This window comes from Pseudomonas sp. TH08 (genome assembly GCF_016651275.1).
Lineage (GTDB): Bacteria > Pseudomonadota > Gammaproteobacteria > Pseudomonadales > Pseudomonadaceae > Aquipseudomonas.
This window is the reverse complement of sequence record NZ_JAEKEE010000001.1, coordinates 243,729-269,685: the sequence shown is the minus strand read 5'-3', so window position 1 is coordinate 269,685 and position 25,957 is coordinate 243,729. Positions and strand designations below refer to the sequence as shown.

General features: G+C 59.2%; 26 protein-coding genes. 20 read left to right on the top strand and 6 right to left on the bottom strand.

Translation table 11 applies throughout. From position 1 onward, the window contains the following. Positions 1-177: 177 nt before the first annotated feature. The 5 genes from rplU (at position 178) to JFT91_RS01295 (ending at position 3,936) form a co-directional block, all read left to right on the top strand. On the top strand, positions 178-492 hold the full coding sequence (gene rplU, locus JFT91_RS01315) for a 50S ribosomal protein L21 (RefSeq protein ID WP_003176051.1): 315 nt from the start codon (positions 178-180) through the stop codon (positions 490-492). 35 nt (positions 493-527) lie between these two features. Beyond that, positions 528-785, top strand: a complete 258-nt coding sequence (rpmA, locus tag JFT91_RS01310) for a 50S ribosomal protein L27 (protein ID WP_003176049.1) — start codon at positions 528-530, stop codon at positions 783-785. A gap of 193 nt (positions 786-978) precedes the next feature. Then, entirely contained in the window at positions 979-2,202 is a 1,224-nt protein-coding gene (gene cgtA, locus JFT91_RS01305) for an Obg family GTPase CgtA (RefSeq protein WP_103303602.1), read from the top strand. Positions 2,203-2,339: 137 nt separating this feature from the next. Further along, the gene (gene proB / locus JFT91_RS01300) at positions 2,340-3,458 is read left to right on the top strand and encodes a glutamate 5-kinase (protein WP_201228558.1); all 1,119 of its coding nucleotides are present in this window, start codon (positions 2,340-2,342) and stop codon (positions 3,456-3,458) included. A gap of 10 nt (positions 3,459-3,468) precedes the next feature. Next, the gene (locus JFT91_RS01295) at positions 3,469-3,936 is read left to right on the top strand and encodes a CreA family protein (protein WP_201228557.1); all 468 of its coding nucleotides are present in this window, start codon (positions 3,469-3,471) and stop codon (positions 3,934-3,936) included. A 179-nt stretch (positions 3,937-4,115) separates the two neighbouring features. Here the strand turns inward: JFT91_RS01295 and rpsT are convergent, their stop codons facing one another. Beyond that, positions 4,116-4,388, bottom strand: coding sequence for a 30S ribosomal protein S20 (rpsT, locus tag JFT91_RS01290; RefSeq protein WP_003228351.1), 273 nt, complete (start codon positions 4,386-4,388; stop codon positions 4,116-4,118). A gap of 252 nt (positions 4,389-4,640) precedes the next feature. Between rpsT and murJ the strand changes: the two genes are divergently transcribed. The 6 genes from murJ to ispH all read left to right on the top strand — a co-directional run bounded on the left by murJ (position 4,641) and on the right by ispH (position 12,223). Next, complete coding sequence (gene murJ / locus JFT91_RS01285) at positions 4,641-6,179, top strand: murein biosynthesis integral membrane protein MurJ (protein WP_201231381.1); 1,539 nt, start codon at positions 4,641-4,643, stop codon at positions 6,177-6,179. Between the two features lie 130 nt (positions 6,180-6,309). Then, a complete protein-coding gene (ribF, locus tag JFT91_RS01280) occupies positions 6,310-7,248 on the top strand; it encodes a bifunctional riboflavin kinase/FAD synthetase (protein ID WP_201231380.1) in 939 nt (312 codons plus the stop codon). Positions 7,249-7,261: 13 nt separating this feature from the next. Continuing rightward, positions 7,262-10,093 carry an isoleucine--tRNA ligase gene (gene ileS / locus JFT91_RS01275; protein WP_201231379.1) on the top strand — a complete coding sequence of 944 codons (2,832 nt, stop codon included), beginning with the start codon at positions 7,262-7,264 and terminating at the stop codon, positions 10,091-10,093. Then, positions 10,086-10,598 carry a signal peptidase II gene (gene lspA, locus JFT91_RS01270; RefSeq protein ID WP_201149004.1) on the top strand — a complete coding sequence of 171 codons (513 nt, stop codon included), beginning with the start codon at positions 10,086-10,088 and terminating at the stop codon, positions 10,596-10,598. The genes ileS and lspA overlap by 8 nt, the downstream gene beginning before the upstream one ends. Before the next feature lie 7 nt (positions 10,599-10,605). Beyond that, positions 10,606-11,043, top strand: a complete 438-nt coding sequence (gene fkpB / locus JFT91_RS01265; protein ID WP_178087437.1) for an FKBP-type peptidyl-prolyl cis-trans isomerase — start codon at positions 10,606-10,608, stop codon at positions 11,041-11,043. Positions 11,044-11,278: 235 nt separating this feature from the next. Beyond that, positions 11,279-12,223 (top strand): 4-hydroxy-3-methylbut-2-enyl diphosphate reductase, encoded by a 945-nt coding sequence (gene ispH / locus JFT91_RS01260; RefSeq protein ID WP_096820867.1) that lies wholly within the window; start codon positions 11,279-11,281, stop codon positions 12,221-12,223. On the opposite strand, the gene JFT91_RS01255 is transcribed toward ispH, so the two are convergent. Then, the gene (locus JFT91_RS01255) at positions 12,180-12,749 is read right to left on the bottom strand and encodes a GspH/FimT family pseudopilin (RefSeq protein ID WP_201228553.1); all 570 of its coding nucleotides are present in this window, start codon (positions 12,747-12,749) and stop codon (positions 12,180-12,182) included. The genes ispH and JFT91_RS01255 overlap by 44 nt on opposite strands. A 130-nt stretch (positions 12,750-12,879) precedes the next feature. Between JFT91_RS01255 and JFT91_RS01250 the strand changes: the two genes are divergently transcribed. The 7 genes from JFT91_RS01250 to thiO are packed head-to-tail and all read left to right on the top strand — an operon-like array spanning position 12,880 to position 19,641. Further along, the gene (locus JFT91_RS01250) at positions 12,880-13,353 is read left to right on the top strand and encodes a GspH/FimT family pseudopilin (protein WP_201228552.1); all 474 of its coding nucleotides are present in this window, start codon (positions 12,880-12,882) and stop codon (positions 13,351-13,353) included. After that, a complete protein-coding gene (pilV, locus tag JFT91_RS01245) occupies positions 13,350-13,799 on the top strand; it encodes a type IV pilus modification protein PilV (protein ID WP_201228551.1) in 450 nt (149 codons plus the stop codon). The genes JFT91_RS01250 and pilV overlap by 4 nt, the downstream gene beginning before the upstream one ends. Further along, entirely contained in the window at positions 13,796-14,509 is a 714-nt protein-coding gene (locus tag JFT91_RS01240) for a PilW family protein (RefSeq protein ID WP_201228550.1), read from the top strand. Before pilV ends, JFT91_RS01240 begins: the two co-directional genes overlap by 4 nt. A 10-nt stretch (positions 14,510-14,519) precedes the next feature. Then, positions 14,520-14,999 (top strand): pilus assembly PilX family protein, encoded by a 480-nt coding sequence (locus JFT91_RS01235; RefSeq protein WP_201228549.1) that lies wholly within the window; start codon positions 14,520-14,522, stop codon positions 14,997-14,999. After that, positions 14,986-18,066 carry a pilus assembly protein gene (locus tag JFT91_RS01230; RefSeq protein WP_201231378.1) on the top strand — a complete coding sequence of 1,027 codons (3,081 nt, stop codon included), beginning with the start codon at positions 14,986-14,988 and terminating at the stop codon, positions 18,064-18,066. Before JFT91_RS01235 ends, JFT91_RS01230 begins: the two co-directional genes overlap by 14 nt. A 15-nt stretch (positions 18,067-18,081) precedes the next feature. Then, the gene (locus JFT91_RS01225; protein WP_201228547.1) at positions 18,082-18,483 is read left to right on the top strand and encodes a type IV pilin protein; all 402 of its coding nucleotides are present in this window, start codon (positions 18,082-18,084) and stop codon (positions 18,481-18,483) included. Between the two features lie 57 nt (positions 18,484-18,540). Next, positions 18,541-19,641, top strand: a complete 1,101-nt coding sequence (gene thiO, locus JFT91_RS01220) for a glycine oxidase ThiO (RefSeq protein ID WP_201231377.1) — start codon at positions 18,541-18,543, stop codon at positions 19,639-19,641. A 90-nt stretch (positions 19,642-19,731) separates the two neighbouring features. On the opposite strand, the gene JFT91_RS01215 is transcribed toward thiO, so the two are convergent. The 4 genes from JFT91_RS01215 to JFT91_RS01200 all read right to left on the bottom strand — a co-directional run bounded on the left by JFT91_RS01215 (position 19,732) and on the right by JFT91_RS01200 (position 24,036). Continuing rightward, positions 19,732-21,078: a sigma-54-dependent transcriptional regulator gene (locus tag JFT91_RS01215; protein ID WP_201231376.1), complete on the bottom strand. Its 1,347-nt coding sequence runs from the start codon at positions 21,076-21,078 to the stop codon at positions 19,732-19,734. Beyond that, complete coding sequence (locus JFT91_RS01210; protein WP_201232223.1) at positions 21,075-22,664, bottom strand: ATP-binding protein; 1,590 nt, start codon at positions 22,662-22,664, stop codon at positions 21,075-21,077. The genes JFT91_RS01215 and JFT91_RS01210 overlap by 4 nt, the downstream gene beginning before the upstream one ends. After that, positions 22,654-22,896 (bottom strand): PP0621 family protein, encoded by a 243-nt coding sequence (locus tag JFT91_RS01205; protein ID WP_201231375.1) that lies wholly within the window; start codon positions 22,894-22,896, stop codon positions 22,654-22,656. The genes JFT91_RS01210 and JFT91_RS01205 overlap by 11 nt, the downstream gene beginning before the upstream one ends. A 126-nt stretch (positions 22,897-23,022) precedes the next feature. Then, the gene (locus JFT91_RS01200; RefSeq protein ID WP_201228543.1) at positions 23,023-24,036 is read right to left on the bottom strand and encodes an outer membrane protein assembly factor BamD; all 1,014 of its coding nucleotides are present in this window, start codon (positions 24,034-24,036) and stop codon (positions 23,023-23,025) included. A 151-nt stretch (positions 24,037-24,187) separates the two neighbouring features. Between JFT91_RS01200 and rluD the strand changes: the two genes are divergently transcribed. Both rluD and pgeF read left to right on the top strand, forming a co-directional pair. Beyond that, entirely contained in the window at positions 24,188-25,150 is a 963-nt protein-coding gene (gene rluD, locus JFT91_RS01195) for a 23S rRNA pseudouridine(1911/1915/1917) synthase RluD (protein ID WP_201148851.1), read from the top strand. Continuing rightward, complete coding sequence (gene pgeF, locus JFT91_RS01190; protein ID WP_201231374.1) at positions 25,147-25,896, top strand: peptidoglycan editing factor PgeF; 750 nt, start codon at positions 25,147-25,149, stop codon at positions 25,894-25,896. Before rluD ends, pgeF begins: the two co-directional genes overlap by 4 nt. Positions 25,897-25,957: the final 61 nt, after the last annotated feature.

The following is a 25,957-nucleotide window of genomic DNA, read 5'->3' as shown; positions in this document are numbered from 1 at the left end:
AGCGCCTGAAGGCTACTTGCAAGCCTGCTGCGCCTTGCGTACAATCGCGCACCCTGAACTTCCTGGGCAGCACCTGCCTTACGCAATTGCAAGTGGGCCTTCCAGCCCCATGCAGCCATGCCAGCCAATACCTCTTCTTATAAAGAGCTGGGTGAGCAGGATTATCGGAGAAATACCATGTCTTATGCAGTAATCGTTACTGGCGGCAAGCAGTACAAAGTCGCCCCAGGTGAATACCTGAAGATCGAAAAACTGGAAATCGCTACCGGCGAATCCGTTACCTTTGATCGCGTTCTGTTGGTTGCCAATGGCGACGACGTAAACATCGGCGCTCCAGTTGTTGCTGGCGCTACTGTTGTGGCTGAAGTGATCTCCCAAGGTCGTCACGATAAAGTCCGCATCATCAAGTTCCGTCGTCGTAAGCACCACATGAAGCGTATGGGCCACCGCCAGTGGTACACCGAGATCAAAATCACCGGTATTCAGGCTTAATTTCAGCCTAATTCCTCACTAGGAGAATTGAACTCATGGCACACAAAAAAGCTGGTGGTAGTACCCGTAACGGTCGCGACTCAGAAGCCAAACGCCTTGGCGTCAAGATGTATGGCGGCCAGAAAATCATTCCGGGCAACATCATCGTGCGTCAGCGCGGCACCCAATTCCACGCCGGTTACGGTGTTGGCATGGGTAAAGATCACACCCTCTTCGCTAAAATCGAAGGCGTGATCAAGTTTGAAGTAAAAGGCGCGTTCAACCGCCGTTACGTGAGCGTTGTCGCAGCTTAATTGCGCAATCGCTGGAAGAGCCCTGTCTTGCGACGGGGCTTTTTCGTTTGTGGGGTGAGTCTCTTGCAAAACTGTTTGTATGGGCTGTCGGCGTGCGATGCAGGTCGTGTTTTGGGGTCGCTGCGCTCATTTTTGCAAGAGTCTTATGTCTTGATTGTTTTTCGGCTCGTCCGTATGGCGAGAGGCGTTGGTTATGAAGTTTGTTGATGAAGTATCGATTCGCGTAAAAGCTGGTGATGGCGGCAACGGTGCCATGAGTTTCCGTCGGGAAAAATTCATCGAGAACGGTGGCCCGAACGGCGGTGATGGCGGTGACGGCGGTTCCATCTACATGATGGCTGACGAAAACCTCAACACCCTGGTGGACTACCGTTACACCCGGCACTTCGATGCCGAGCGTGGCTCCAACGGCGGCAGCACCGACTGCACCGGCAAGAAAGGTGAAGACCTGATCCTGCGCGTTCCGGTCGGCACGACCGTGATCGACTCGGCGACTCAGGAAGTCATCGGCGACCTGACCAAGGCCGGTCAGAAGTTGATGGTCGTGCAGGGCGGTTGGCACGGTCTGGGTAACACCCGTTTCAAATCCAGTACCAACCGTGCGCCACGCCAGACCACACCGGGTAAGCCGGGTGAGCAGCGTGACCTGAAACTGGAAATGAAAGTACTGGCTGACGTGGGGCTGCTGGGCTTGCCGAACGCCGGTAAAAGTACCTTCATCCGTTCGGTCTCGGCCGCCAAGCCGAAAGTTGCCGACTACCCGTTCACCACGCTGGTGCCAAACCTCGGTGTGGTCAGTGTCGATCGCTGGAAGAGCTTCGTTGTTGCCGACATTCCGGGTCTGATCGAAGGTGCTTCCGACGGTGCCGGCCTGGGTATCCGCTTCCTCAAGCACTTGGCGCGTACGCGTCTGTTGCTGCACCTCGTCGACATGGCGCCGCTGGATGACACCAGTGCACCGGATGCCGCGGAAGTGATCGTCAACGAACTGATCAAGTTCAGCCCGTCCCTGGCTGAGCGTGATCGCTGGCTGGTGCTGAACAAGTGCGACCAGATCCTTGAAGAAGAGCACGAAGAGCGCGTCAAGGAAATCGTTGATCGCCTGGAGTGGACCGGTCCGGTCTACGTGATCTCGGCCATCGCCAAGATCGGTACCGAGCGTCTGTGCCACGACATCATGCGCTACATGGAAGATCGTGCTGATCGTCTGGCCAATGACCCGGCTTACAAAGAAGAGCTGGCCGATCTCGATCAGCGCATCGAAGACGAAGCCCGCGCGCAATTGCAGGCGCTGGATGACAAGCGTGCCCTGCGTCGTAGCGGCGTGAAGTCGGTCCATGACATCGGCGACGATGATTGGGACGAAGAAGATGTGGATGACGAAGACGGTCCGGAAATCATTTACGTGCGTGACTGATCCGTTGCGATAAACTTGAACGCCGCTCAATCGAGCGGCGTTTTAGTATCTGGAAATCGATCGTTGGTCAGCAATAGCCACGATTAACGTCACGGGCAGTGCCAGGTCGCGCTGTCCTCAAGCTAAGGTTGAAGATGATGCGGAGCAAGGTGACAGGTGCGCAGCGTTGGGTCGTGAAGATCGGCAGCGCTTTGCTGACAGCTGATGGCAAAGGGCTGGATCGCGCGGCAATGAGTGTCTGGGTCGAACAGATGGTGGCCTTGCATGAGGCTGGCGTCGAGTTGGTGCTGGTGTCCTCCGGGGCGGTGGCGGCCGGCATGAGCCGTTTGGGCTGGACCGCACGACCCAGTGCGATGCACGAGCTTCAGGCGGCTGCAGCGATTGGCCAGATGGGGTTGGTGCAGGCGTGGGAATCAAGCTTCGCCGAGCATGGCCGCCACACGGCGCAGATTCTCCTGACTCACGACGACCTGTCCGATCGCAAGCGCTACCTCAATGCCCGCAGCACCTTGCGCGCGTTGGTCGAGCTTAAAGTCATCCCGGTGATCAACGAAAACGACACCGTGGTCACTGATGAAATTCGTTTCGGTGACAACGACACGCTGGCCGCGTTAGTGGCCAACCTGGTTGAGGCTGATCTGTTGGTGATCCTTACCGATCGCGACGGCATGTTCGACGCTGATCCGCGCAACAATCCGGATGCGCAACTGATTTACGAAGCGCGTGCCGATGATCCGAGTCTGGATGCGGTGGCGGGCGGTACGGGCGGTGCGCTGGGGCGTGGCGGCATGCAGACCAAACTGCGCGCGGCGCGTCTGGCGGCGCGCTCCGGTGCGCACACCATCATCGTCGGCGGGCGTCTTGAGCGTGTGCTCGATCGCCTGAAGGCGGGTGAGCGTATCGGCACGCTGCTGTCGCCTGAGCGCGGCATGCTCGCGGCGCGCAAGCAATGGCTGGCCGGGCATCTGCAAACGCGCGGCACGCTGGTGCTGGACGATGGTGCGGTGTCGGCGCTGTCTCAAGGTAACAAGAGCTTGCTGCCGGTGGGTGTGAAGCTGGTGCAAGGCAGTTTCCGTCGTGGTGAGATGGTGGTTTGCGTGGCGCCGGATGGTCGTGAGATCGCCCGGGGCCTGGCCAACTACAGCGCGCTGGAAGCACAAAAAATCATCGGTCAGTCGTCGGAAGCGATTGTCGGTTTGCTGGGTTACATGGCTGAGCCTGAGCTGGTTCACCGTGACAATCTGATTCTGGTTTAAGGAAAACTCGATGCGCGTAGCAAAAGGATTGTTGGGTTTGTTGATGGCGCTGCCATTGCTGGCCTCGGCCGAGGAAATCGGTCAAGTGTCGACAGTGTTCAAGCTTGTCGGGCCAAATGACCGGATCGTGGTCGAGGCGTTTGATGACCCGAAGGTCGAGGGCGTGACCTGCTATCTGTCGCGCGCCAAGACGGGTGGAGTGAAAGGTGGTTTGGGTCTGGCCGAAGATCGTGCTGAAGCCTCCATCGCCTGTCGGCAGGTTGGCCCGATCAAGTTCAAGGGCGAACTGAAGGATGGCGACGAGGTGTTCAAGGAGCGCACATCGCTGGTGTTCAAGACCATGCAGGTCGTACGTTTCCTCGACAAGAAGCGCAACACCCTGGTGTATCTGGTCTATAGCGATCGCGTGATTGAAGGCAGCCCGCAGAATGCGGTGACGGCGATCCCGATTCTGCCTTGGGTTCCGGTCCAGCAATAACAGCGCAAAACCAACTGTAGGAGTGAGCCTGCTCGCGATGGTGGTGTGTCAGTCAGCAAATGTTTGTCTGGCTAACCGCTATCGCGAGCAGGCTCACTCCTACATTTTTGCTCTGCGTTCAGTAAATCGCAGGCAATAAAAAACCGACCCTGAGGTCGGTTTTTTAATGACTACGTCGATTAAGCAGCTTCTTTCAGTGCTTTGACGTGGCCATTCAGACGGCTCTTATGACGAGCAGCCTTGTTCTTGTGGATGATGCCTTTATCGGCCATACGGTCGATAACTGGCACAGCCAGAACGTATGCAGCTTGAGCTTTTTCAGCGTCTTTTGCGTCGATGGCTTTAACTACATTCTTGATGTAGGTGCGAACCATGGAACGCAGGCTGGCGTTGTGGCTGCGACGCTTCTCAGCCTGTTTTGCACGTTTTTTGGCGGAAGGTGAGTTGGCCACCGTCGAGCTCCTCGAAAGACTTTTTAGGAAATAGCAAACAAAATAGGCCGCGAATCATGCCGATGAAGAGAAGTCTTGTCAAGGGCACTTGAAACGTTCCGCTAAGTGGTAGGTATAAAGAGGCGGGATATTTATTTCCGGCGCTTGACCTGTAAACTCGCGAGCTTTGGCTCTGTGCTGCTGCGGCGCGGAGTATCGCATAAGTAGGCGCTTAATTCGCCTGCTGTTTATCGACAGGCACAAATTCCCTCAATGAATCTGCTCAAATCGTTGGCCGCCGTCAGCTCTATCACGATGCTTTCCCGGGTTCTGGGTTTTGTTCGTGACACGCTTATCGCCCGCACATTCGGCGCCGGGATGGCGACAGACGCCTTCTTTATCGCCTTCAAACTGCCCAATCTGCTGCGGCGAATCTTCGCTGAAGGGGCGTTCTCACAAGCGTTTGTGCCGATTCTTGCCGAATACAAAAGCCAGCAGGGCGAAGAGGCAACGCGCACTTTCATTGCTTATGTATCGGGCTTGCTGACGCTGGTGCTGGCCGTGGTGACCGCGCTGGGCATGATCGCCGCACCTTGGGTGATCTGGGCCACGGCACCGGGGTTTACCGACACGCCGGAAAAATTCCAGCTCACCTCTGATCTGTTGCGGGTGACCTTCCCCTATATATTGCTGATCTCCCTGTCATCGCTGGCTGGAGCAATCCTCAATACCTGGAACCGTTTCTCGGTGCCGGCCTTCGTGCCGACCCTGCTCAACGTCAGCATGATCGTGTTTTCGCTGTTCCTCACGCCGTACTTCGATCCGCCGGTCATGGCGCTGGGCTGGGCAGTCCTGGTTGGTGGTCTGGCGCAACTGCTCTATCAACTGCCGCACCTGAAAAAGATCGGCATGCTGGTGCTGCCGCGCCTGAACCTGCGTGACACCGGCGTCTGGCGAGTAATGAAGCAGATGCTGCCGGCAATTCTCGGCGTCTCGGTCAGTCAGATTTCGCTGATCATCAACACCATCTTCGCTTCGTTTCTGGTCGCAGGCTCGGTGTCGTGGATGTATTACGCCGACCGTTTGATGGAGTTGCCGTCCGGCGTATTGGGTGTGGCGCTGGGCACCATTCTGCTGCCGACACTGGCGAAAACCTACGCCAGCAAGGATCGTCACGAATATTCGCGAATTCTCGATTGGGGCCTGCGCCTGTGCTTTGTGTTGGTGCTGCCATGCTCGCTGGCGCTGGGGATTCTCGCCGAGCCGCTGACCGTTTCGCTGTTCCAGTACGGCCAGTTCAGTGGCTTCGATGCTGAAATGACTCAGCGTGCGCTGATTGCCTATTCTGTCGGTTTGCTCGGGATAATCGTGATCAAAGTGCTCGCGCCGGGCTTCTATGCGCAACAGAACATCCGTACCCCGGTGAAAATCGCAATCTTCACCCTGGTCGTCACTCAACTTTTCAACCTGGTGCTGATTGGCCCGTTGGCTCACGCTGGGCTCGCCTTGGCGATCAGTGCCGGTGCCTGTATTAACGCGGGATTGCTGTTCTATCAACTGCGCAAGCAGCAGATGTATCAGCCTCAGCCGGGTTGGGCCAAGTTTGGTTTCAAACTGATCGTGGCGGTTGCGGTGATGTCGGTGGTCTTGCTGGTCGGCATGCAATTCATGCCGGCGTGGGATCAGGGTCATATGCTTGAGCGCTTCCTGCGTCTGGGTGCATTGGTCGCGGCGGGCGTGGTCGCTTATTTCGGTATGTTGCTACTGCTGGGTTTCCGCCTGCGCGACTTCAATCGCAAGGCCTTGAGCTGAGGGTTTTACCCTTTATAAACGGGCGCGGGCCGGCAGTTTTGTCGGCTCGATCACTTTGCGTTACGGTGTTGCCTGTCGTCGACCGTCGGGTGTGGTTATAATCGACCACTTTATGAGCAAGAAGCGCGTTATGCAGCTGGTTCGAGGCCTCCACAACTTGCGCCCCCAGCATCGGGGCTGCGTCGCCACTATTGGCAACTTTGACGGTGTTCACCGTGGTCACCAGGCTATCCTGGCCCGACTGCGTGAGCGTGCGCTTGAGTTGGGCGTACCCAGCTGCGTGGTGATTTTCGAGCCGCAGCCGCGGGAATTCTTTGCTCCCGAGACCGCGCCGGCGCGTCTGGCCCGGTTGCGCGACAAGCTGCAACTGCTGGCCGCCGAAGGCGTTGACCGGGTGTTGTGCCTGGCGTTCAACCAGCGCCTGAGCAAGCTCAGCGCCAGTGAATTCGTCGACACCATCCTTGTGGATGGCCTCGGCGTGCAGCATCTGGAGGTCGGTGACGATTTCCGCTTCGGCTGCGACCGCCTCGGTGATTTCGATTTTCTGATGCAGGCCGGGCAGATTCACGGGTTTACCGTCGAAGCCGCGCAAACCGTCGAGCTGGATGGCATTCGTGTCAGCAGCACGCAGGTGCGCAACGCGTTGGCTGCCGCCGATTTTGCGCTGGCCGAACGTTTGCTCGGTCGCCCGTACCGGATCGCCGGTCGCGTGCTGCACGGCCAGAAACTGGCCCGGCAACTGGGTACGCCCACTGCCAATGTTCAACTCAAGCGTCGTCGCGTGCCGTTCACCGGGGTGTATCTGGTGGAGGTCGACATCGACGGCAAGACCTGGCCCGGCGTCGCCAATATCGGCGTGCGGCCCACGGTACAAGGTGATGGCAAGGCCCACCTTGAGGTCCATCTTTTAGATTTTGCCGGCGATCTGTATGACCGGCGTTTGACGGTGGTTTTCCACCAAAAGCTGCGTGAAGAGCAGCGCTTCGCCTCCCTGGAGGCATTGAAAACGGCGATCAATGCGGATGTCGCCACCGCCCGTGCACTAGCCGCACCTAGCGCCCATCGCTAATGAAGAGCCTTAAATGACCGACTATAAAGCCACGCTTAACCTTCCGGACACCGCCTTCCCAATGAAGGCCGGCCTGCCACAGCGCGAACCGCAGATTCTGCAGCGCTGGGACAGTATTGGCCTGTACGGAAAGTTGCGCGAGATTGGCAAGGATCGTCCGAAGTTCGTTCTGCATGACGGCCCTCCGTATGCCAACGGCACGATCCACATCGGTCACGCACTGAACAAGATTCTCAAGGACATGATCATCCGCTCGAAGACCCTGTCGGGCTTCGACGCACCGTATGTTCCGGGTTGGGATTGCCACGGTCTGCCGATCGAACACAAGGTTGAAGTGACCCACGGCAAGAACCTCGGCGCGGACAAGACCCGTGAGCTGTGCCGTGCCTACGCCACCGAGCAGATCGAAGGGCAGAAGTCCGAATTCATCCGTCTCGGCGTGCTGGGCGACTGGGCCAACCCGTACAAGACCATGGATTTCAAGAACGAGGCCGGTGAAATCCGCGCCCTCGCGGAAATCGTCAAGGGCGGTTTCGTGTTCAAGGGCCTCAAGCCAGTGAACTGGTGCTTCGATTGCGGTTCGGCCCTGGCCGAAGCGGAAGTCGAGTACGAGAACAAGAAGTCCTCGACCATCGACGTAGCGTTCCCAATCGCTGACGAAGCCAAACTGGCTGCAGCGTTCGGCCTGCCGTCGCTGGGCAAACCTGCTTCGATCGTGATCTGGACCACCACCCCGTGGACCATCCCGGCCAACCAGGCGCTGAACGTTCACCCGGAATTCAACTACGCCCTGGTCGACATCGGCGACAAACTGCTGGTGCTGGCTGAAGAGCTGGTCGAAGCATGCCTGGCGCGCTATGGCGTTGAAGGTTCGGTCATCGCGACCACCACCGGTAAAGAGCTGGAGCTGATCAACTTCCGCCACCCGTTCTATGACCGTCTGTCGCCGGTGTACCTGGCTGACTACGTCGAGCTGGGTGCTGGCACCGGCGTGGTTCACTCCGCTCCGGCCTACGGCGTAGACGACTTCGTGACCTGCAAGAAATACGGCATGGTCAACGACGACATTCTCAATCCGGTGCAGAGCAACGGCGTTTACGTGCCGTCGCTGGAATTCTTTGGCGGCCAGTTCATCTGGAAGGCCAACCCGGCCATCGTCGACAAGCTGACCGAAGTCGGTGCGCTGATGCACACCACCGTCATCGAACACAGCTACATGCACTGCTGGCGCCACAAGACTCCGCTGATCTATCGCGCGACTGCGCAGTGGTTCATCGGCATGGACAAAGAGCCCACCAGCGGCGACACCCTGCGCGTGCGTTCGCTCAAAGCGATCGAAGACACCAAGTTCGTCCCGGCCTGGGGTCAGGCGCGTCTGCACTCGATGATCGCCAACCGTCCGGACTGGTGCATCTCGCGTCAGCGCAACTGGGGCGTGCCGATCCCGTTCTTCCTCAACAAGGAAAGCGGCGAACTGCACCCACGCACCGTCGAGCTGATGGAAGAAGTCGCCAAGCGCGTTGAAGTCGAAGGCATCGAAGCCTGGTTCAAGATGGACGCTGCCGAACTGCTCGGCGACGAAGCGCCGCTGTACGACAAGATCAGCGACACCCTCGACGTCTGGTTCGACTCGGGCACCACGCACTGGCACGTCCTGCGCGGTTCGCACCCGATGGGTCACGAGAGCGGCCCGCGTGCCGACCTGTACCTGGAAGGTTCCGACCAGCACCGTGGCTGGTTCCACTCGTCGTTGCTGACCGGTTGCGCCATCGACAATCACGCGCCGTACCGCGAACTGCTGACGCACGGTTTCACCGTCGACGAAGCCGGCCGCAAGATGTCCAAGTCGCTGGGCAACGTGATCGCGCCGCAGAAAGTCAACGACACCCTGGGCGCCGACATCATGCGTCTGTGGGTCGCGTCGACCGACTACTCCGGCGAGATGGCGGTTTCCGACCAGATCCTGCAACGCAGTGCGGACGCTTATCGTCGTATCCGTAACACCGCGCGCTTCCTGCTTTCGAACCTGAGCGGTTTCAACCCGGCCACCGACATCCTGCCAGCTGAAGAAATGCTCGCGCTGGATCGTTGGGCGGTCGACCGTACCCTGCTGCTGCAACGCGAGCTGCAAGAGCACTACGGCGAATACCGTTTCTGGAACGTCTACTCGAAGATCCACAACTTCTGCGTGCAGGAGTTGGGCGGTTTCTACCTCGACATCATCAAGGACCGTCAGTACACCACTGGCGCCAACAGCAAGGCCCGCCGTTCGGCGCAAACCGCGCTGTTCCACATCTCTGAAGCGCTGGTGCGCTGGATCGCGCCGATCCTCGCCTTCACCGCCGACGAACTGTGGGAATACCTGCCGGGCGAGCGTAACGAATCGGTCATGCTCAATACCTGGTACGAAGGCCTGACCGAATTGCCGGCCGACGTTGAACTGGGCCGCGAGTACTGGGAGCGCGTCATGGCGGTCAAAGTCGCGGTCAACAAAGAGATGGAAATCCAGCGCGCGGCCAAAGCCGTCGGTGGCAACCTGCAAGCCGAAGTGACGCTGTACGCCGAAGACGCCCTGAGCGCCGATCTGGCCAAGCTGAGCAACGAACTGCGCTTTGTATTGATCACGTCGACCGCCAGCGTAGCGCCATTCGTACAGGCTCCGGCCGACGCGGTAGCCACTGAAGTCAGCGGCCTGAAGCTGAAGATCGTCAAATCGGCCTTCCCGAAGTGCGCCCGTTGCTGGCACTGCCGTGAAGACGTCGGCGTGAACCCGGAGCATCCGGAAATCTGCGGTCGTTGCGTCGACAACATCAGCGGCGCTGGAGAGGTTCGTCACTATGCCTAATGCCATTGGCCGTTTCGGACGGTTGAGCTGGCTTTGGTTGAGCGTGCTGGTTCTGGTCATCGACCAGGCCAGCAAGTTCTACTTCGAAGGCAAGCTCGAAATGTTCCAGCAGATCGTGATCATTCCGGATTACTTCAGCTGGACCCTGGCCTACAACACCGGCGCTGCTTTCAGCTTCCTGGCTGACAGCTCCGGCTGGCAGCGCTGGTTGTTCGCCCTGATCGCCATTGTGGTCAGCGCGGTGCTGGTGGTCTGGCTCAAGCGTCTGGGCCGCAACGAAACCTGGCTGGCCATCGCTTTGGCGCTGGTGCTGGGCGGGGCGCTGGGCAATCTGTATGACCGCATAGCCCTGGGCCATGTGATCGATTTCATTCTGGTGCACTGGCAGAATCGCTGGTACTTCCCGGCATTCAACTTCGCCGACAGCGCCATTAGCGTGGGTGCGGTGATGCTGGCGCTGGATATGTTCAAAACCAAGAAAACCGAAGAGGCCGTTCATGACTGAACAGGTATTGGCTGAGCAACGCATCGGCCAGAACACGGAAGTCACTTTGCACTTTGCATTGCGCCTGGAGAACGGCGACACCGTCGACAGTACGTTCGACAAAGCCCCGGCGACCTTCAAGGTCGGCGATGGCAACCTGCTGCCGGGTTTCGAAGCGGCGCTGTTCGGTTTCAAGGCCGGCGACAAGCGCACGCTGACCGTCGAGCCGGAAAACGCCTTCGGCCAGCCTAACCCGCAGAACGTGCAGATCATCCCGCGCTCGCAGTTCGTCGACATGGAGCTGTCACCAGGTTTGCTGGTGATCTTCAACGATGCGGCCAATACTGAGCTGCCGGGCGTGGTGAAAGAGTTCGATGACACGCAAGTGACCATCGACTTCAACCACCCGCTGGCAGGCAAGACGCTGACCTTTGACGTCGAAATTATCTCCGTCAAAGCGCTATAAGTAACACCGCAACCCATGTGGGAGCGGACTTTGCGAGAGCGAACTTTGTGGCGAGGGGATTTATCCCCGTTCGGCTGCGTAGCAGTCGTCGACCTATCAGTGCATTCATTGAGAATTGCGGTGACTGGTTCGGGGGCGCTTCGCACCCCAACGGGGATAAATCCCCTCAACACAGAGCTTTGCTCCTACAAGGGTGATTGATCTAATTTCTTGCGCGCAAGACACGAGGCACAGCATGCAAATCAAACTCGCCAACCCCCGTGGCTTCTGCGCCGGCGTGGACCGGGCGATCGAAATCGTCAACCGCGCTCTGGAAGTCTTCGGGCCGCCGATCTACGTGCGCCATGAAGTGGTGCACAACAAGTTTGTCGTCGAAGACCTCCGCAGTCGTGGCGCGATCTTCGTCGAAGAACTGGATCAGGTGCCGGACGATGTCATCGTCATCTTCAGTGCCCACGGCGTTTCTCAAGCCGTGCGTACCGAAGCCGCCGGCCGTGGCCTGAAAGTGTTCGACGCCACCTGCCCACTGGTGACCAAGGTGCATATCGAAGTGGCGAAATACAGCCGCGACGGTCGCGAGTGCATCCTGATCGGCCACGCCGGGCACCCGGAAGTCGAAGGCACCATGGGCCAGTACGACGCCAGCAATGGCGGCGCGATCTACCTCGTCGAAGACGAGAAAGACGTCGCCGAATTGCAGGTACATGACCCGGAAAAACTCGCCTTTGTGACTCAGACCACGCTGTCGATGGACGACACCAGTCGCGTCATTGATGCCCTGCGTTCGCGTTTCCCGGCCATCGGTGGCCCACGCAAGGACGACATCTGCTACGCCACGCAAAACCGTCAGGACGCGGTCAAGCAATTGGCCGACGAGTGCGACGTTGTGTTGGTGGTCGGCAGCCCGAACAGCTCCAACTCCAATCGTCTGCGTGAACTGGCTGAGCGCATGGCCACGCCCGCCTACCTGATCGACGGTGCCGAAGACCTGCAGAAGAGCTGGTTCGATGGCGTCGAGCGTATCGGTATCACCGCCGGTGCTTCGGCGCCGGAAGTGTTGGTACGGGGTGTTATCCAGCAATTGCAGGCCTGGGGCGCAACCGGTGCCGATGAGCTGGCCGGGCGTGAAGAGAACATCACGTTCTCGATGCCGAAGGAACTGCGCGTCCGCTCGATTTGATGTTCTGCGCTTTTTGACACAGCGCCTGCTCAGTTTTTGTACTGCTCAGGCGCACTCGACCGCTAGCCGCCAGCACGATCTGCTGCTGGCTGACCGGTTCGCGAGTCGAGCAGATATGTAATGTCCCAGCCTGAAATGCCCGCCCGGGCATCAGCGGTTGTCCCAGACTGCTGAAACGCACGTAACGACTCACCGACCAATTGCCGACAATCGGCACTCGCCCGTCACTGGCGCGTTCGACCAACAAAGGATTGTTGCTGTCCTTCGGACCTTCGCCGCTAAGATCAAGAATGATCCGCCAGCCCTGGCTCCAATCGCCGTTGATGCCGTGGATGACTACGCTCTGACTGTGCGTAATGGCCATGCTGCGAGCGGTGCGGATGCCATCAAGCAGCGATTGCGCCGCCAGATCACGATTATTCGATTCCTTGAGTGTGGCAAACGCCGGGCTGACCAGTAGCAGAACAATTGCGCCAATCGCCAGTCCCATAAGCAGTTCAATCAGGCTGAAGCCTTGTGACGGCATGAAATTTCCCTCCATGGCGGGTGATGAACGGCGCGATCCGTGCGCCGCGCAGGGCAAATCAACCGACACAGGTCGGTTGGATGTTCTAGCGTGTAGAAGCAGGTATAGCCGACGGCAACGGAGGGCATCGATGGGTTTTCGTACAAAAGGTTTCACGCTGATCGAAGTGTTGGCCGCGGTGGCGATCTTTGTGATCCTGATCACCCTGGCGGTACCGGCGTTTACCAAGTCGATACAAAGCAGCAAGGCCGATACCGAAATGGCCGATCTGCAACGGGCGATCAATTTTGTCAGGCTCGAAGCCATTGACCGCGGCACCACCCTTCGCCTGCGCCCAACGGCCGGCGGCAGCGTATGGACCGGCGAATTGTCGGTCTACGACAGTACTGGCACTCCGGCCAATGTATTGCGGGTTGTTCCAGCAATGAGCAGCGGCGCAACTCTGACGCTACCCTCAGGAGTGACCGCACTGGATTTCAATAATCTCGGCGGTCTGGCGGCACCGTCGACGGCGGTGGTCATCAGTTACACGCTGGGCACACAAAGCAGGACGCTGAACGTGTGTTTGAACGGACGAATTCAATTGAGTGGAAGTTGCGGATGAGGGCAGGGAGTAGAAGCGCACAGGAGGGCATGACGCTGATCGAGGTACTGGTCGCGTTGCTGATTCTGACGGTAGGGCTGCTCGGCGCGGCGGCGGTGCAACTGAATGCGCTGAAGTACACCGACAGCTCGCGGATGACCAGTCAGGCCAGTTTCATTGCGTACGACATGATGGACCGTATTCGCGCCAACTCAGGTGCCGACTACACCGTCACGCCACCGACCTCGGGCAATCTCAGCGTTGCCCGCGATCAGGACCTCTACGATTTCACCACCAATATTGTCAATTTCGGCGGCCCGACCGCCACCGGCAGCATCACGCTCAATCAACGGGTCTATACCATCACCATCAACTGGAGCGACGCACGCGCGGCCAACACCGCCAGCGCGCCGCGCAGTTTTGTCCTGAGCAGTCGCGCCGCGGTCGATCCGGTGACCACGCCATGAAGCGCCATAATCGGGGATTCGGCCTGATCGAGATGCTCATTGCCTTGGCTCTGGGGCTGATCGTGGTGCTGGGTGTGGTGCAGATTTTCATCGCGGCGAAAAACACATATGTCAGCCAGAACAGTGCCGCTGCCATGCAGGAAGATGCGCGTTTCGTGTTGAGCAAGATGATTCAGGAGCTGCGTATGGTCGGGATGTTCGGTTGCCTGGGCACCATCACCGATGCCAGTACGGCGGGGGATTTCAGTGCTGCACAAATCCTCCCGATCAGTTGGGATAACGCCAATCAGAAACTGACGCTGGTGACCGCCGACGTCGGGGGCAATGGTGGCACGCCTACCTGGACAGTGGTGTCCGATTGCCGCAACAGCGCGACGGCTTATACCGGATTGCGAGCGGCGGCGAGCGGGCAAATCGCTTTTCCGATTCGTCGTCTGGTCTACAGCTTCAGTAACAACCAGATTCTGATGGGCACTGGCAGCGGCACCCCGACCCAGCAGGTGCTGGTGAATAACGTCAATGCCTTCAACGTCACCTTCGGTCTGGCCGCCTCGGCGACGGATGTAGCGGCTTCGAGCTACAGCAGCAACCCCAGCGATCCGGCGCGCATCCGCAGCGTGCGTCTGAGTCTGACCCTCACCGACCCGAACAATCTGGTCAGTAATCAAACCTTCAACGTGGTTGCCGCTTTGCGCAACCGCTTGCAGTGAGGGCCGGCTGATGAGTCGTTCTCTCCAGCAGCCTCAGACCCAGCGCGGCATGGTGCTGCTGGTCACGCTGGTGTTTCTGTTGCTGCTGACCGTGATCGGTCTGTCTTCGATGCAGAGTGCCAATCTGCAGGAAAAAATGGCCGGCAGTGTGAGCCTGCGCAATCAGTCATTCCAGACGGCCGAGGCGACGTTACGTGTCGGTGAAAGTGCCGTGCAGCTTGCCAATTATTCATTGGCCGTGTGTGCCAGCACGACTCAATGTGCACCACCGGCGGAATCTTCGGTGGTCAGTTCTGCTGGACTCAATTCGACTTCGGGCGTGACCTGGATCGCCGCCGGCAATGGTTTTTATGGGGTGCAGAACATCGGCACCACGCTCACTGCGGTGAATGTGCCGAGCAATACTTCGGCGACGCTGTATCGAGTGACCGCTGTCGGCATCGCCGGCACTTCGCGTAGCGTAGTGGAGAGTGTCTATGCGAAGTATTGATCGGTGCCGGATGCTGCTGCTTGGCCTGTTGCTGAGTTTTTATCTGGCGGCGCCGGCCTGGGCGTTTACGCCTTCCGACTCACCGCTGCTGAGTGCTGCAGCGGTACCGCCCAATGTGATGCTGCTGATCGACGACTCCGGCAGCATGAACAGCATTATCTATGCGACAGGGTTTGATCCGACGGTTACCCGCACCCCCGCACGGCAATGCAACGCAGTGCTCGGGCTGTGCCTGACGTCATCAACGATCACCGGCGATCCGGTGTTTCTGTCGAGCCTGCCGACCTCCGGTTGCTCGGGCGGCGCCTATGCGTTTTACAACAACAGCCTGATTCCACAATGCCTGAAGCTGCCGGATCCGGTCGGTAGTGGCAACACGCGATACACCGGCGATTACATTGCCTATCTGGTAGGGCTGGCCAATGGTGCAAACCGTGACTTTACGACCGGCACGATCCCTACCGACTACCGGATCAACGTTGCGCGTAACGTGTCGACTGCGTTGGTGAGCAGCAACCGGACCTTGCGCATCGGCCTGTCGACCTTCAATCCGGTTACCAGCAGCAACCAGGGGAATGGCGGCTACATCGCCCGTTCGATCAGCGATTTGGCCCCGGTCACCGGCAGCGTGACGCAGGCTCAGGCGGACACCAACTACAATGCACTGATCTCGTCGATTAATGGCTTGAGCGCTGTGGCCAACACGCCATTGGCGGAAACCTATTACGAAATCACCCGCTACATGCGCGGCATGACGCCGTACTACAACACCACGCCAACCACCTACACCAGCCCGATCCAGTACCGTTGCCAGAAAAACTATGGCGTGGTGATCACCGACGGTTTGCCGACCTTCGACCGTACCTTTCCGACCAACGATCCGTTGGGCGGCAGTCGCTTACCGAACTGGGACGGCGTCAACAATGATGGCAACAACCTTAACGGTGATAACGAAGGCGACACGCTGTATCTGGATGACATCGCCAAATTCGCCTTCGATATCGACATGCGTTCGACCGGTACTGATGCTGCGGGCAAAAGTTGGAATGCGGTGGATTTTCCCAAGCAGAACATGAACACCTACACCGTCGGCTTCACGGCGGCCAACACCATGCTGTCCGATGCTGCGAGTTACGGGCAGGGCAGGTATTACCAGGCAAACGACAGCGCCGGGCTCAACACGGCTTTGTCATCGGCATTGAGCGATATCACCTCCAAGGCTGGCTCTGGCGGCAGTGGCGTCACCAGTGGCACCACGCTGAGCAGTAGCAGCAGTTTTTTTCAGACCAGCTACGACCCCAAGGACTGGCGCGGCACGATCAAGTCATTTGCCTTCAATTCCGCTGGCGCAGTGAATACCTCAGCGACACTCTGGACCACCGATACGACGATAGTGCCCGGCGTCACCGCGCCCACTTATCAATCGTGGAACACTTCGAGCAACGCGGCGGTCACCCTTGCCTACGGCAATTTCTCCGCCACGCAACAGACCACACTGAGCCAGAGCCTGCCTACCGGCATCAGCGGTAGCGATCTGGTGGAATGGAGCAAAGGCACCAACAAAACCGGGCTCAAGGTACGCAGCGTTCTGCTGGGCGACATCATCAATTCGCCGCTGGTACTGGCCTCGCCCACGGACAAAACCGCGTCGGATCTGTCGGGCGACACCACTTACAGCACCTATCTGACCACCAAAGCCGCGAACATGAACACCAGCCTGGTGGTGAATGCCAACGACGGTTTCGTCAATGTCATCAACTCGGCCAACGGTACCCGGCGCTACGCCTATATGCCGTCCAGTGTGTTGCCGTCGCTACGGCTGATTGCCGACCCGGCCTACATCAATGGCGTCAGCCACAAGTTTCTGGTGGATGGGCAGGTCGGCGTGTATGACCTGCAATTCAACAGTGCCTGGAAAACCCTGGCCATCGGCGGTACAGGCGCCGGTGGCAAGACGTTCTATGCGCTGCAATTGTTCGACGCTTCGGCGGGCAATGCGCTCAATGCCTTGTGGGAAGTCAGCGCGCCAACCACCGCCAGCACAGCCAACGTTTTCAATGATCTGGGTTATGCCTACGCCCGCCCGGAAGTGGCACGCTTGGCCGATGGTCGCTGGGCGGCATTCATCGCCAATGGTTATGGCAGCAATTCGGGCGTGGCGGCGCTGTATGTATTGGATGTGCGCGACGGTTCGCTGATCAAGAAAATGGTCATCGACAGCACTGAAACCACCAACGGACTGTCGTCGGTAAAGCTCAAGGTCAATTCATCGAACGTGGTTCAAGCCGCTTATGGTGGTGACTTGAAAGGGCGGTTATGGAAGTTCGACTTGAGCGCGACGAGCACCGACAGCTGGGGCGTGGCATTTTCCGGCAAGCCGCTGTTCACCACGGCCGGCGGCACGACGCAGCCGATCACTGCCCAGCCGTTGCTGGCGGACAACTCGCTGGGTGGCAAACAGATTTTCTTCGGCACCGGCAAGTTCAACGAAACGGCCGACAAGACCAACAAGGATCTGCAGGCTTTCTACTCAGTGTGGGACGCCGATGGTGGTTCGGGGCAGTTGACGGTCAGCAGCCTGCAGGCGCAGGCGATTACCGGGGTGTTCTCCGGCAGTACCGGGCAGTTCGTGACGACGACCCAGAACGACACGACCTATCCGGCAGAGAAGGGCTGGTATTTGCCGCTGGTGTATAACAGCGCGTTGACCGGCGAGCGGGTGATCAATCAGGCCAGTCTGGTGCTTGGGCGGATTGTGTTTACCACTGCCAGTGTTGATACCACCGATCCCTGTTCAAGTTTCGGTACCGGCAAACTGGTCGAACTCGATGCGTTCAGCGGTAAGATGCTCAACTACGCCGTGCTCGACACCAATGCCGATGGCGTGGTTGACAGCAATGACACGATTTCCAGTGGCGTGGTGTTCAATGGCGGTATTCCGACCCTGAACTCCATCGTCAATGGCGGGACGGGCAAAGTCGTGACCGATACCAGTGGCACCATTAGCACCCTGGTGGAAAAGGGCGGCGGCGGCAGCCGTCGCATCATGTGGCGACAAATACAGTAAGTGAGAGTTTGAGGCATGCGCAGATCCAACCGCGGGTTTACCCTGATCGAAATCATGATCGTGATTGCGATCATCGGGATCGTCATCACCATCGGCTATCCAAGCCTCACCGAATACGTGAAGAAGGGCCGTCGCGCCGAGGTGGTGACGCTGCTGTCGGAACAATCGCAGATCCTCGAACGGTTCTATACCAAGAACAATGTTTACACCGGGATCACCGGGTTGAGCGCGGGTAATGATTTCTACACCATAACGCCGACGATCACTGACCAGACGTTCCTGCTGACGGCGACTCGCAAGACCGGCACGACCATGGCCACCGACAAGTGCGGGGATTTCACCCTGACCAATACCGGTGTCAGAAGCATGAACAACGCGACCACCGGGCTGACCACCAAGGATTGCTGGGGCCGCTGAGGCGCTTTCTTTCGGGCGCCTTTTGCGCCCACTGTCTTTTTTACGGTTGGATCAAACATGACCAGGCAACAGCAAGTGGTGATTGTCGGTGGCGGGGTGATTGGCCTGCTGACCGCTTACAACCTCGCCTCCGAAGTGCGCAGCGTGGTGCTGCTGGATCGTTCGAATGTCGGCCAGGAATCGTCCTGGGCGGGGGGCGGTATCGTTTCGCCGTTGTATCCGTGGCGTTATAGCCCGGCAGTGACTGCGCTGGCGCACTGGTCGCAGGATTTTTATCCACAGCTCGGTGAGCGCTTGTTTGCCGATACCGGCGTTGATCCTGAAGTACACACCACCGGCCTGTATTGGCTGGATCTGGAAGACGAAGCGGAAGCGCTGGCCTGGGCCGAACGGGAAAACCGCCCGTTGCGGGCTGTGGATATCTCGGCGGCGCATGACGCGGTGCCGGTGCTTGGCGGCGGTTTTTCGCGGGCGATCTACATGGCCGATGTCGCGAATGTACGTAATCCGCGTCTGGTGAAATCGTTGAAGGCAGCCCTGTTGGCACTGCCGAACGTGACGGTTCACGAACAATGTGAAGTCAGCGGTTTTGTTCGCGAGGGCGCGCGGGTTGTTGGCGTAAAGACTTCCACAGGTGTCATCGAGGGCGATCAGGTCGTGTTGACGGCAGGCGCCTGGAGCGGTGATCTACTGAAGACGCTGGACCTGTCGCTGCCGGTCGAACCTGTCAAAGGCCAGATGATCCTCTACAAGTGCGAGGCAGATTTTCTGCCGAGTATGGTGCTGGCCAAGGGGCGTTATGCAATCCCGCGTCGTGATGGACATATCCTGATCGGCAGCACGCTGGAGCATGAAGGCTACGACAAGACGCCGACCGAAGTGGCGCTGGAAAGCCTCAAGGCTTCGGCGATCGAGTTATTGCCGGCGTTGGCGGATGCCGAAGTGGTGGGGCATTGGGCAGGGTTGCGGCCGGGCTCGCCTGAAGGCATTCCCTACATTGGTCGGGTGCCGGGGTTTGATGGCTTGTGGCTGAACTGCGGGCATTACCGCAATGGGCTGGTGCTGGCGCCGGCGTCGTGTCAGTTGTTTGCCGATGTGATGTTGGGTCGGGCGCCGATTATCGATCCGACGCCGTATGCGCCTGCGGGGCGGATTTAAAGTCAGGATCAAAAGATCGCAGCCTTCGGCAGCTCCTACATTGAAATGCGTTCCCTGTAGGAGCTGCCGAAGGCTGCGATCTTTTAGAGGCTAATCCAGACCGAGTTTTTTCAGTCGATAGCGCATCGATCTGAACGAAAGACTCAAGCGCTGCGCCGCCGCCGTGCGATTCCAGCGGGTTTCCTCCAGCGCCTGCAAAATCAGTTTGCGCTCGACGTTTTCCAGATAATCCTCGAGGTTATCGATCTGCGTCAGATCGGCAATCCCGCCATCCGCCGCGCAATTGCCTTCGCTCAGCCGCAAGTCCTCAGCCTCGATCAGCTGGTTCTCGCACAAGGTGTGCGCGCGCTCGAGCACGTTCTCCAGTTCCCGCACATTCCCCGGAAAGCGGTAACGCTTCAGCGCTTCCAATGCCGCTGCATGTAGACGTGCCGCCGGTTGGCCGCTACCGCTGGCCAGTCGCTTGAGCATATGAGCCGCCAACACTTCAATGTCATCGCGGCGCTCACGCAGGCACGGCACGCGCAGTTCGATCACGTTCAACCGGTAATAAAGGTCCTGACGGAAACGCCCGGCAGCGACCTCGGCATCGAGATCCTTGTGCGTGGCGCAGAGAATCCGCACATCGACCACGCTTTCCTGCTGGCCGCCGACGCTGCGTACGGCTTTTTCCTGAATCGCCCGCAGCAACTTCACCTGCATCGAAAGCGGCAAGTCCGCCACTTCATCCAGAAACAATGTGCCGCCGTGAGCCGCCTGAAACAGCCCCGGTTTGTCCTCGACCGCGCCGGTGAAACTGCCTTTGCGATGACCAAAAAACTCGCTTTCCATCAGCTCCGAAGGAATCGCCCCGCAGTTCACCGGTACAAAGGGCTGGTGGGCGCGCGGCCCCTGTTCGTGAATCAGGCGTGCGACCAATTCCTTGCCGCTGCCGGATTCGCCGCTTATGTACACCGGCGCCTGGCTGCGGGCGAGTTTATCGATCTGTTTGCGCAGATTACGCATCGGCAGCGAATCGCCGAGCAAGCGCCGATCAATCGAGGTACAGGCACTGCCAGCCGCGGGCATACGCAAGGCTGTAGCCACCAGTTCGCGCAGCCGCGTGAGGTCCACCGGTTTGGTGAGGAAGTCGAACGCCCCGGCTTTCAGCGCGTTGATTGCTGTTTCCAGGCTGCCATAGGCGGTGATCATCGCCACCGGCAGTTGTGGATACCGTTGCTGGATATGCTGCACCAGCTCCAGCCCCGTACCGTCAGGCAGGCGCATGTCGGTCAGGCACAGTGCGAAGGTTTCGCGCTGCAACAGTGCCTGGGCTTCACCCCGATTGCGTGCGCTGAAAGTATCGAGTTTCATCCGTCCCAGGGTAATTTCCAGGAGTTCGCGGATATCCGGCTCGTCGTCGACGATGAGGATTTTTTGCCGTGGGCTCGTGTTCAACTTTGTTTCCGTCCGTGAGCAAAGGTGATGCGAAAGCAGCCGCCGCCTTGGCGTGGTTTGAAGTCTAGGCGCGCCTGGTTGCTTTCGCACAGCTCACGGGACAGATAAAGCCCAAGGCCGGTGCCTTGGCTGCTGGTGGTAAAGAACGGTTCGAACAGGTGCGCTTGCTGATCGAGCGGTACACCAGGGCCGTTGTCCTGCACTTCGAGCACGGCCAACTGGCTTTCCGGGTCGACGAATAACGCCAGCCAGACCTGGGCCTGCTCATGCAGCAGGGCACTGTGGCGCCAGCCGTTGCGTAGCAGATTGTCGAGAATTTGCGTGAGCTGGTCGGGGTCCATCAGCGTGGCGAATTCACCCGAGTTGATCCGAAGGTGAATCTGCTGGCGCTCGCTGGCCTGCTCGCGGCTTTCAGCAACGAAGTTTTCCAGCCACGGCTTGAGATCCAGCCGTTGCGGCGCACTTTGCTGGCGACGGGACAGTTGCAGAACGTTTTCGATGACACGATTCATGCGCTGAGAGTGATCTTGAATAATCTGCGTCAGACGCCGATCCGCGCCGTCGAGTTCCTCGGACTCGGCCAACAACTGCGCGGCATGACTGATGGCACCGAGCGGATTGCGAATCTCGTGCGAGATGCCGGCGGTCAAACGCCCGAGTGCGGCGAGTTTCAGTTGCTGGGCTTGTTGGGCGACCTGCGCGAGGTCTTCGAGGAAGACCAGGGTTTGCTGGTTCGGACTCTGTTCGAGGGCGATGAAGTTCGGCTGCAGTTCGAGGCCGTTGCCGGGGATCTTCAGGCTTTGCGGGCGCAAGGTCGGGTTATTCATCCACAGTTGCAGGCGATCAACCAGCGCTGGCGAATAGTCATCGATCATGTGGCCCGTTAAATGCGCTTGCGCGAGCAAGGTCTGGGCGCTGTGATTGGCCAGTTGCACCCGGCGTTCCGCGTCGAGCACCAGGATGCCGGTGCGCATGCGTTGCAGGATCAATGCGTTGAGCGCTTCGAGGCCGACCACTTCGCTCGCGCGTTGCTCGGCGAGTGTTTCGCTGACTTCCAGGCGTCGAATCAGCCCCTGCACCAGCAGCGACGCGGCAAAGCACAGGGCGCCGAGGGTGCCGGCCTGTAAGTAATCATTGGCACTGAGCGGGTGGCTGAAGCCCAGTAGAAAGCTTGAGCCGACCATGCCGAGTGCGCCTATGGCGGCGATCAGCAGGCCGATGCGTCGGCGCAGGAGGGTATTGCTGATTGCTACTGAAACGATCAGCAGATTGCCTATGGCGCTGGCGACACCGCCGGCGGCATAGAACAAGCCGCACAGCAGCAATACGTCGACCAGCGCCAGGCTGAACAGCTGCGCCGGGCGTCGGGTGTTCTCGAGGAACACCACCAGCAATATGTTCAACACCAGATACAGCCAACTGCCGCTGCGCAGCAAATCGTCGTCAATCGACGTCAGCAGGCGGTTGTCCATGTTGCTGGAGATCAACAGCACCAGGGTGATGCCGACACTTAAACGGTAGAGATGATAAAGGCGCAGCAGACGCTGAGCCTGTTTGCTGTCGGCGTTGGCGGCCTCAGCGATCACTGGCACCCGGGCCTTGCTCGAGGTGAGCCTGGCTGCAATACCACTGTTGTTGAACGCTCAGCGCGCGGTCGCGCGGCAGATGTACGCCGCAGTGGGCGCAACGCACCATCGGCGACGCGTCTTGCTCGCGCGGGGCACGGTTGGATTGATTTGAAGCGACGGGCGCCTTGAATTTACGCCAGAGCCATACCGCGGCGAAAATGACGGCGATCCAGAACAATAAACGAAGCATGATGAGCGGCTTTTCGACTGATGATCCGGCAGTTTAGCCAAGGACCCGACTAGCGCACAGCCTATTAAAGCGCGGACATGAAAAAGGGAGATCCGCAGATCTCCCTTTTTTGTCCATCCGGTGTGATCAGTCGAACACGCCGAAGGTCATGTAGCTGAACCACGAACGGTCGCTGGTGGACTCAGGCTCCGGTTCTTCGATCACGTCGCCGTTTTCGTCTTTAGGCTTGAGATCGTTCGGGATCGCGTCTTTCGCGTCCTGGAACTGCTTCTGTACGTCCTGGTTGGCGCGGGTTTCGCCCGGCGGCAGCGGTGGACGCGACTCGATCAGACCCAAAGTCGCCTTGCTCAGGAACGAACGGTTATCGGCTTCGGCAACCCGTGGCACGAACTGACCGTCCTGCAGGCTCGGGTGATTCGGGTAGTTGAGCTTCAGGGTTTCCAGGCTGGTGGCCGCCAGTTCGTCCAGGTGCAGACGCTGATAGGCTTCAGTCATCACCGCTAGGCCGTCGCCGACCGATGGGGTTTCCTGGAAGTTTTCCACTACATAGCGACCACGGTTGGCGGCAGCAACGTAGGCCTGACGGGTCAGGTAGTAGTCGGCCACGTGGATTTCGTAGGCCGCCAGCAGGTTGCGCAGATAAATCATGCGCTGCTTGGCGTCCGGCGCGTAGCGGCTGTTCGGGTAGCGGCTGGTCAGCTGAGCGAACTCGTTGTACGAGTCGCGCGCGGCGCCCGGGTCACGCTTGGTCATGTCCAGCGGCAGGAAGCGCGCCAGCAGGCCGACGTCCTGGTCGAAAGAGGTCAGACCTTTAAGGTAGTACGCGTAATCCACGTTCGGGTGCTGCGGATGCAAACGAATGAAACGCTCGGCGGCGGACTTTGCAGCTTCTGGCTCGGCGTTTTTATAGTTGGCGTAGATCAGCTCCAGCTGTGCCTGATCGGCGTAGCGACCGAACGGATAACGCGACTCCAGAGCCTTCAGCTTCGCTGTGGCACTGGTGTAGCTGTTGTTGTCCAGGTCAGTCTGAGCCTGCTGATACAGCTCGGCTTCGCTGAGGTTTTCGTCTACGACTTCCTTCGATGAGCAAGCAGCGGTCAATGCGAGGATGGCGATCAGCAGCAGGTGTTTCACTTGCATGGCGGCTTGCGTCCCTATGACGGCCGCTGTCTTGGGCGGGGCCGTCCTGTTATGATGAGCGCCCCGTTGAAAAGCCTCGGGGCAAAAGACGCCGTATTTAACCACAAGCGCGCAGCCGAAACCAAAAGCTGTGCCGACGCACAGTCAGAGCATGTCCGATAAAATTGAACTTCGCGCAGAGGTGCCGTCCGAATTGGGCGGCCAACGCCTCGATCAAGTCGCTGCCCAACTCTTCGCTGAGCACTCACGCTCGCGCCTTTCCGCCTGGATCAAAGAAGGTCGCCTGACTGTGGACGGGGCGGTCATCCGCCCTCGCGACATCGTGCACGGCGGTGCCATCCTTGAGCTGACTGCCGAGCAGGAAGCCCAGGGCGAGTGGATCGCCCAGGACATCGAACTCGACATCGTCTATGAAGATGACGACATCCTGGTGATCAACAAGCCTGCGGGCCTGGTGGTGCACCCGGCTGCCGGTCACGCTGATGGCACCTTGCTCAACGCCTTGCTGCACCACGTGCCGGACATCATCAATGTCCCGCGCGCCGGTATCGTGCATCGTCTGGACAAGGACACCACCGGTCTGATGGTGGTGGCCAAGACCATTCAGGCGCAGACAAAGCTTGTTACTCAATTGCAGAGTCGCAGCGTCAGCCGCATCTATGAGTGCATCGTGATTGGTGTGGTCACCGCCGGTGGCAAGATCAACGCGCCGATCGGTCGCCACGGCCAGCAGCGCCAGCGCATGGCGGTGATGGAAGGCGGCAAGCCTGCTGTCAGCCACTACCGCGTGCTGGAGCGCTTCCGTTCCCACACCCACGTTCGGGTGAAACTGGAAACCGGTCGTACTCACCAGATTCGCGTACACATGTCGCACATCAACTTCCCGTTGGTCGGCGACCCGGCGTACGGCGGTCGTTTCCGCATTCCGCCGGCAGCGAACCTGAACATGGTCGAAACCCTCAAGAACTTCCCGCGTCAGGCCCTGCACGCGCGTTTCCTTGAACTGGATCATCCGACGACCGGTGTGCGCATGAGCTGGGAATCGCCGCTGCCAGAAGATTTCGTCTGGCTGCTGACCCTGCTCAAACAGGATCGCGAGGCATTCATCGGATGAACTGGCTGACGCCGGACTGGCCTGCGCCGGCCAGCGTCAAAGCCTGCGTTACCACCCGCGAGGGCGGTGTCAGCGAGGCGCCGTTCGACAGCCTCAATCTGGGCGATCATGTTGATGATCGTCCTGAGGCTGTCGCCGAGAACCGTCGGCGCCTGACTGATCACTTCTCTATACAGCCTGCCTGGTTGCAGCAAGTGCACGGGATTGCCGTGGCGCATGCTGATCCGGGCATTGTTGCGACCGCTGACGCCAGTTGGACCGCTACGCCCGGCATTGCCTGTGCGGCGATGACGGCCGATTGCTTGCCCGCGTTGTTCTGCGACCGTGCCGGCACCCGCGTGGCGGCGGCTCATGCCGGTTGGCGTGGTCTGGCGGCGGGTGTGCTGGAAGCGACGCTCGACACGCTGGATGTTCCGGCGCAAGACGTGCTTGTCTGGCTCGGCCCTGCCATTGGCCCGCAAGCCTTCGAAGTCGGCCTGGAAGTTCGGGAAGTCTTCATCAATCAATTGCCGGAAGCGGCCACAGCTTTCGTGCCGAGCCACAATGCCGGCAAGTTCATGGCTGACATCTATACGCTGGCGCGCCTGCGTCTGGCTGAACGTGGTGTCACCGCTGTTTATGGTGGCGGTTTCTGCACCGTGACCGATCCACGCTTCTTCTCCTATCGCCGTGCCTCGCGCACTGGTCGCTTCGCCTCCCTTATCTGGCTTGAGGCGCCCAGCCTCACAAATACGATTCCTTTTTGACGGCGTCTGTTTTTCGTCACGCTGCGTTGCCGCTTCTCGCCATAGCAGGCTATGACTCGTC

What these genes read in the sequence shown, in the direction of transcription:
- pilV (WP_201228551.1), top strand. Translation starts at nt 13,350, where the DNA reads ATGAGGGCAGGGAGTAGAAGCGCACAGGAGGGCATGACGCTGATCGAG.
- ispH (WP_096820867.1), top strand. Translation starts at nt 11,279, where the DNA reads ATGCAAATCAAACTCGCCAACCCCCGTGGCTTCTGCGCCGGCGTGGAC.
- ileS (WP_201231379.1), top strand. Translation starts at nt 7,262, where the DNA reads ATGACCGACTATAAAGCCACGCTTAACCTTCCGGACACCGCCTTCCCA.
- JFT91_RS01255 (WP_201228553.1), bottom strand. Translation starts at nt 12,749, where the DNA reads ATGCCGTCACAAGGCTTCAGCCTGATTGAACTGCTTATGGGACTGGCG.
- cgtA (WP_103303602.1), top strand. Translation starts at nt 979, where the DNA reads ATGAAGTTTGTTGATGAAGTATCGATTCGCGTAAAAGCTGGTGATGGC.
- JFT91_RS01235 (WP_201228549.1), top strand. Translation starts at nt 14,520, where the DNA reads ATGAGTCGTTCTCTCCAGCAGCCTCAGACCCAGCGCGGCATGGTGCTG.
- lspA (WP_201149004.1), top strand. Translation starts at nt 10,086, where the DNA reads ATGCCTAATGCCATTGGCCGTTTCGGACGGTTGAGCTGGCTTTGGTTG.
- JFT91_RS01205 (WP_201231375.1), bottom strand. Translation starts at nt 22,896, where the DNA reads ATGCTTCGTTTATTGTTCTGGATCGCCGTCATTTTCGCCGCGGTATGG.
- rpmA (WP_003176049.1), top strand. Translation starts at nt 528, where the DNA reads ATGGCACACAAAAAAGCTGGTGGTAGTACCCGTAACGGTCGCGACTCA.
- ribF (WP_201231380.1), top strand. Translation starts at nt 6,310, where the DNA reads ATGCAGCTGGTTCGAGGCCTCCACAACTTGCGCCCCCAGCATCGGGGC.
- JFT91_RS01225 (WP_201228547.1), top strand. Translation starts at nt 18,082, where the DNA reads ATGCGCAGATCCAACCGCGGGTTTACCCTGATCGAAATCATGATCGTG.
- proB (WP_201228558.1), top strand. Translation starts at nt 2,340, where the DNA reads ATGCGGAGCAAGGTGACAGGTGCGCAGCGTTGGGTCGTGAAGATCGGC.
- pgeF (WP_201231374.1), top strand. Translation starts at nt 25,147, where the DNA reads ATGAACTGGCTGACGCCGGACTGGCCTGCGCCGGCCAGCGTCAAAGCC.
- rplU (WP_003176051.1), top strand. Translation starts at nt 178, where the DNA reads ATGTCTTATGCAGTAATCGTTACTGGCGGCAAGCAGTACAAAGTCGCC.
- JFT91_RS01240 (WP_201228550.1), top strand. Translation starts at nt 13,796, where the DNA reads ATGAAGCGCCATAATCGGGGATTCGGCCTGATCGAGATGCTCATTGCC.
- JFT91_RS01200 (WP_201228543.1), bottom strand. Translation starts at nt 24,036, where the DNA reads ATGCAAGTGAAACACCTGCTGCTGATCGCCATCCTCGCATTGACCGCT.
- thiO (WP_201231377.1), top strand. Translation starts at nt 18,541, where the DNA reads ATGACCAGGCAACAGCAAGTGGTGATTGTCGGTGGCGGGGTGATTGGC.
- JFT91_RS01250 (WP_201228552.1), top strand. Translation starts at nt 12,880, where the DNA reads ATGGGTTTTCGTACAAAAGGTTTCACGCTGATCGAAGTGTTGGCCGCG.
- murJ (WP_201231381.1), top strand. Translation starts at nt 4,641, where the DNA reads ATGAATCTGCTCAAATCGTTGGCCGCCGTCAGCTCTATCACGATGCTT.
- JFT91_RS01230 (WP_201231378.1), top strand. Translation starts at nt 14,986, where the DNA reads ATGCGAAGTATTGATCGGTGCCGGATGCTGCTGCTTGGCCTGTTGCTG.
- JFT91_RS01295 (WP_201228557.1), top strand. Translation starts at nt 3,469, where the DNA reads ATGCGCGTAGCAAAAGGATTGTTGGGTTTGTTGATGGCGCTGCCATTG.
- rluD (WP_201148851.1), top strand. Translation starts at nt 24,188, where the DNA reads ATGTCCGATAAAATTGAACTTCGCGCAGAGGTGCCGTCCGAATTGGGC.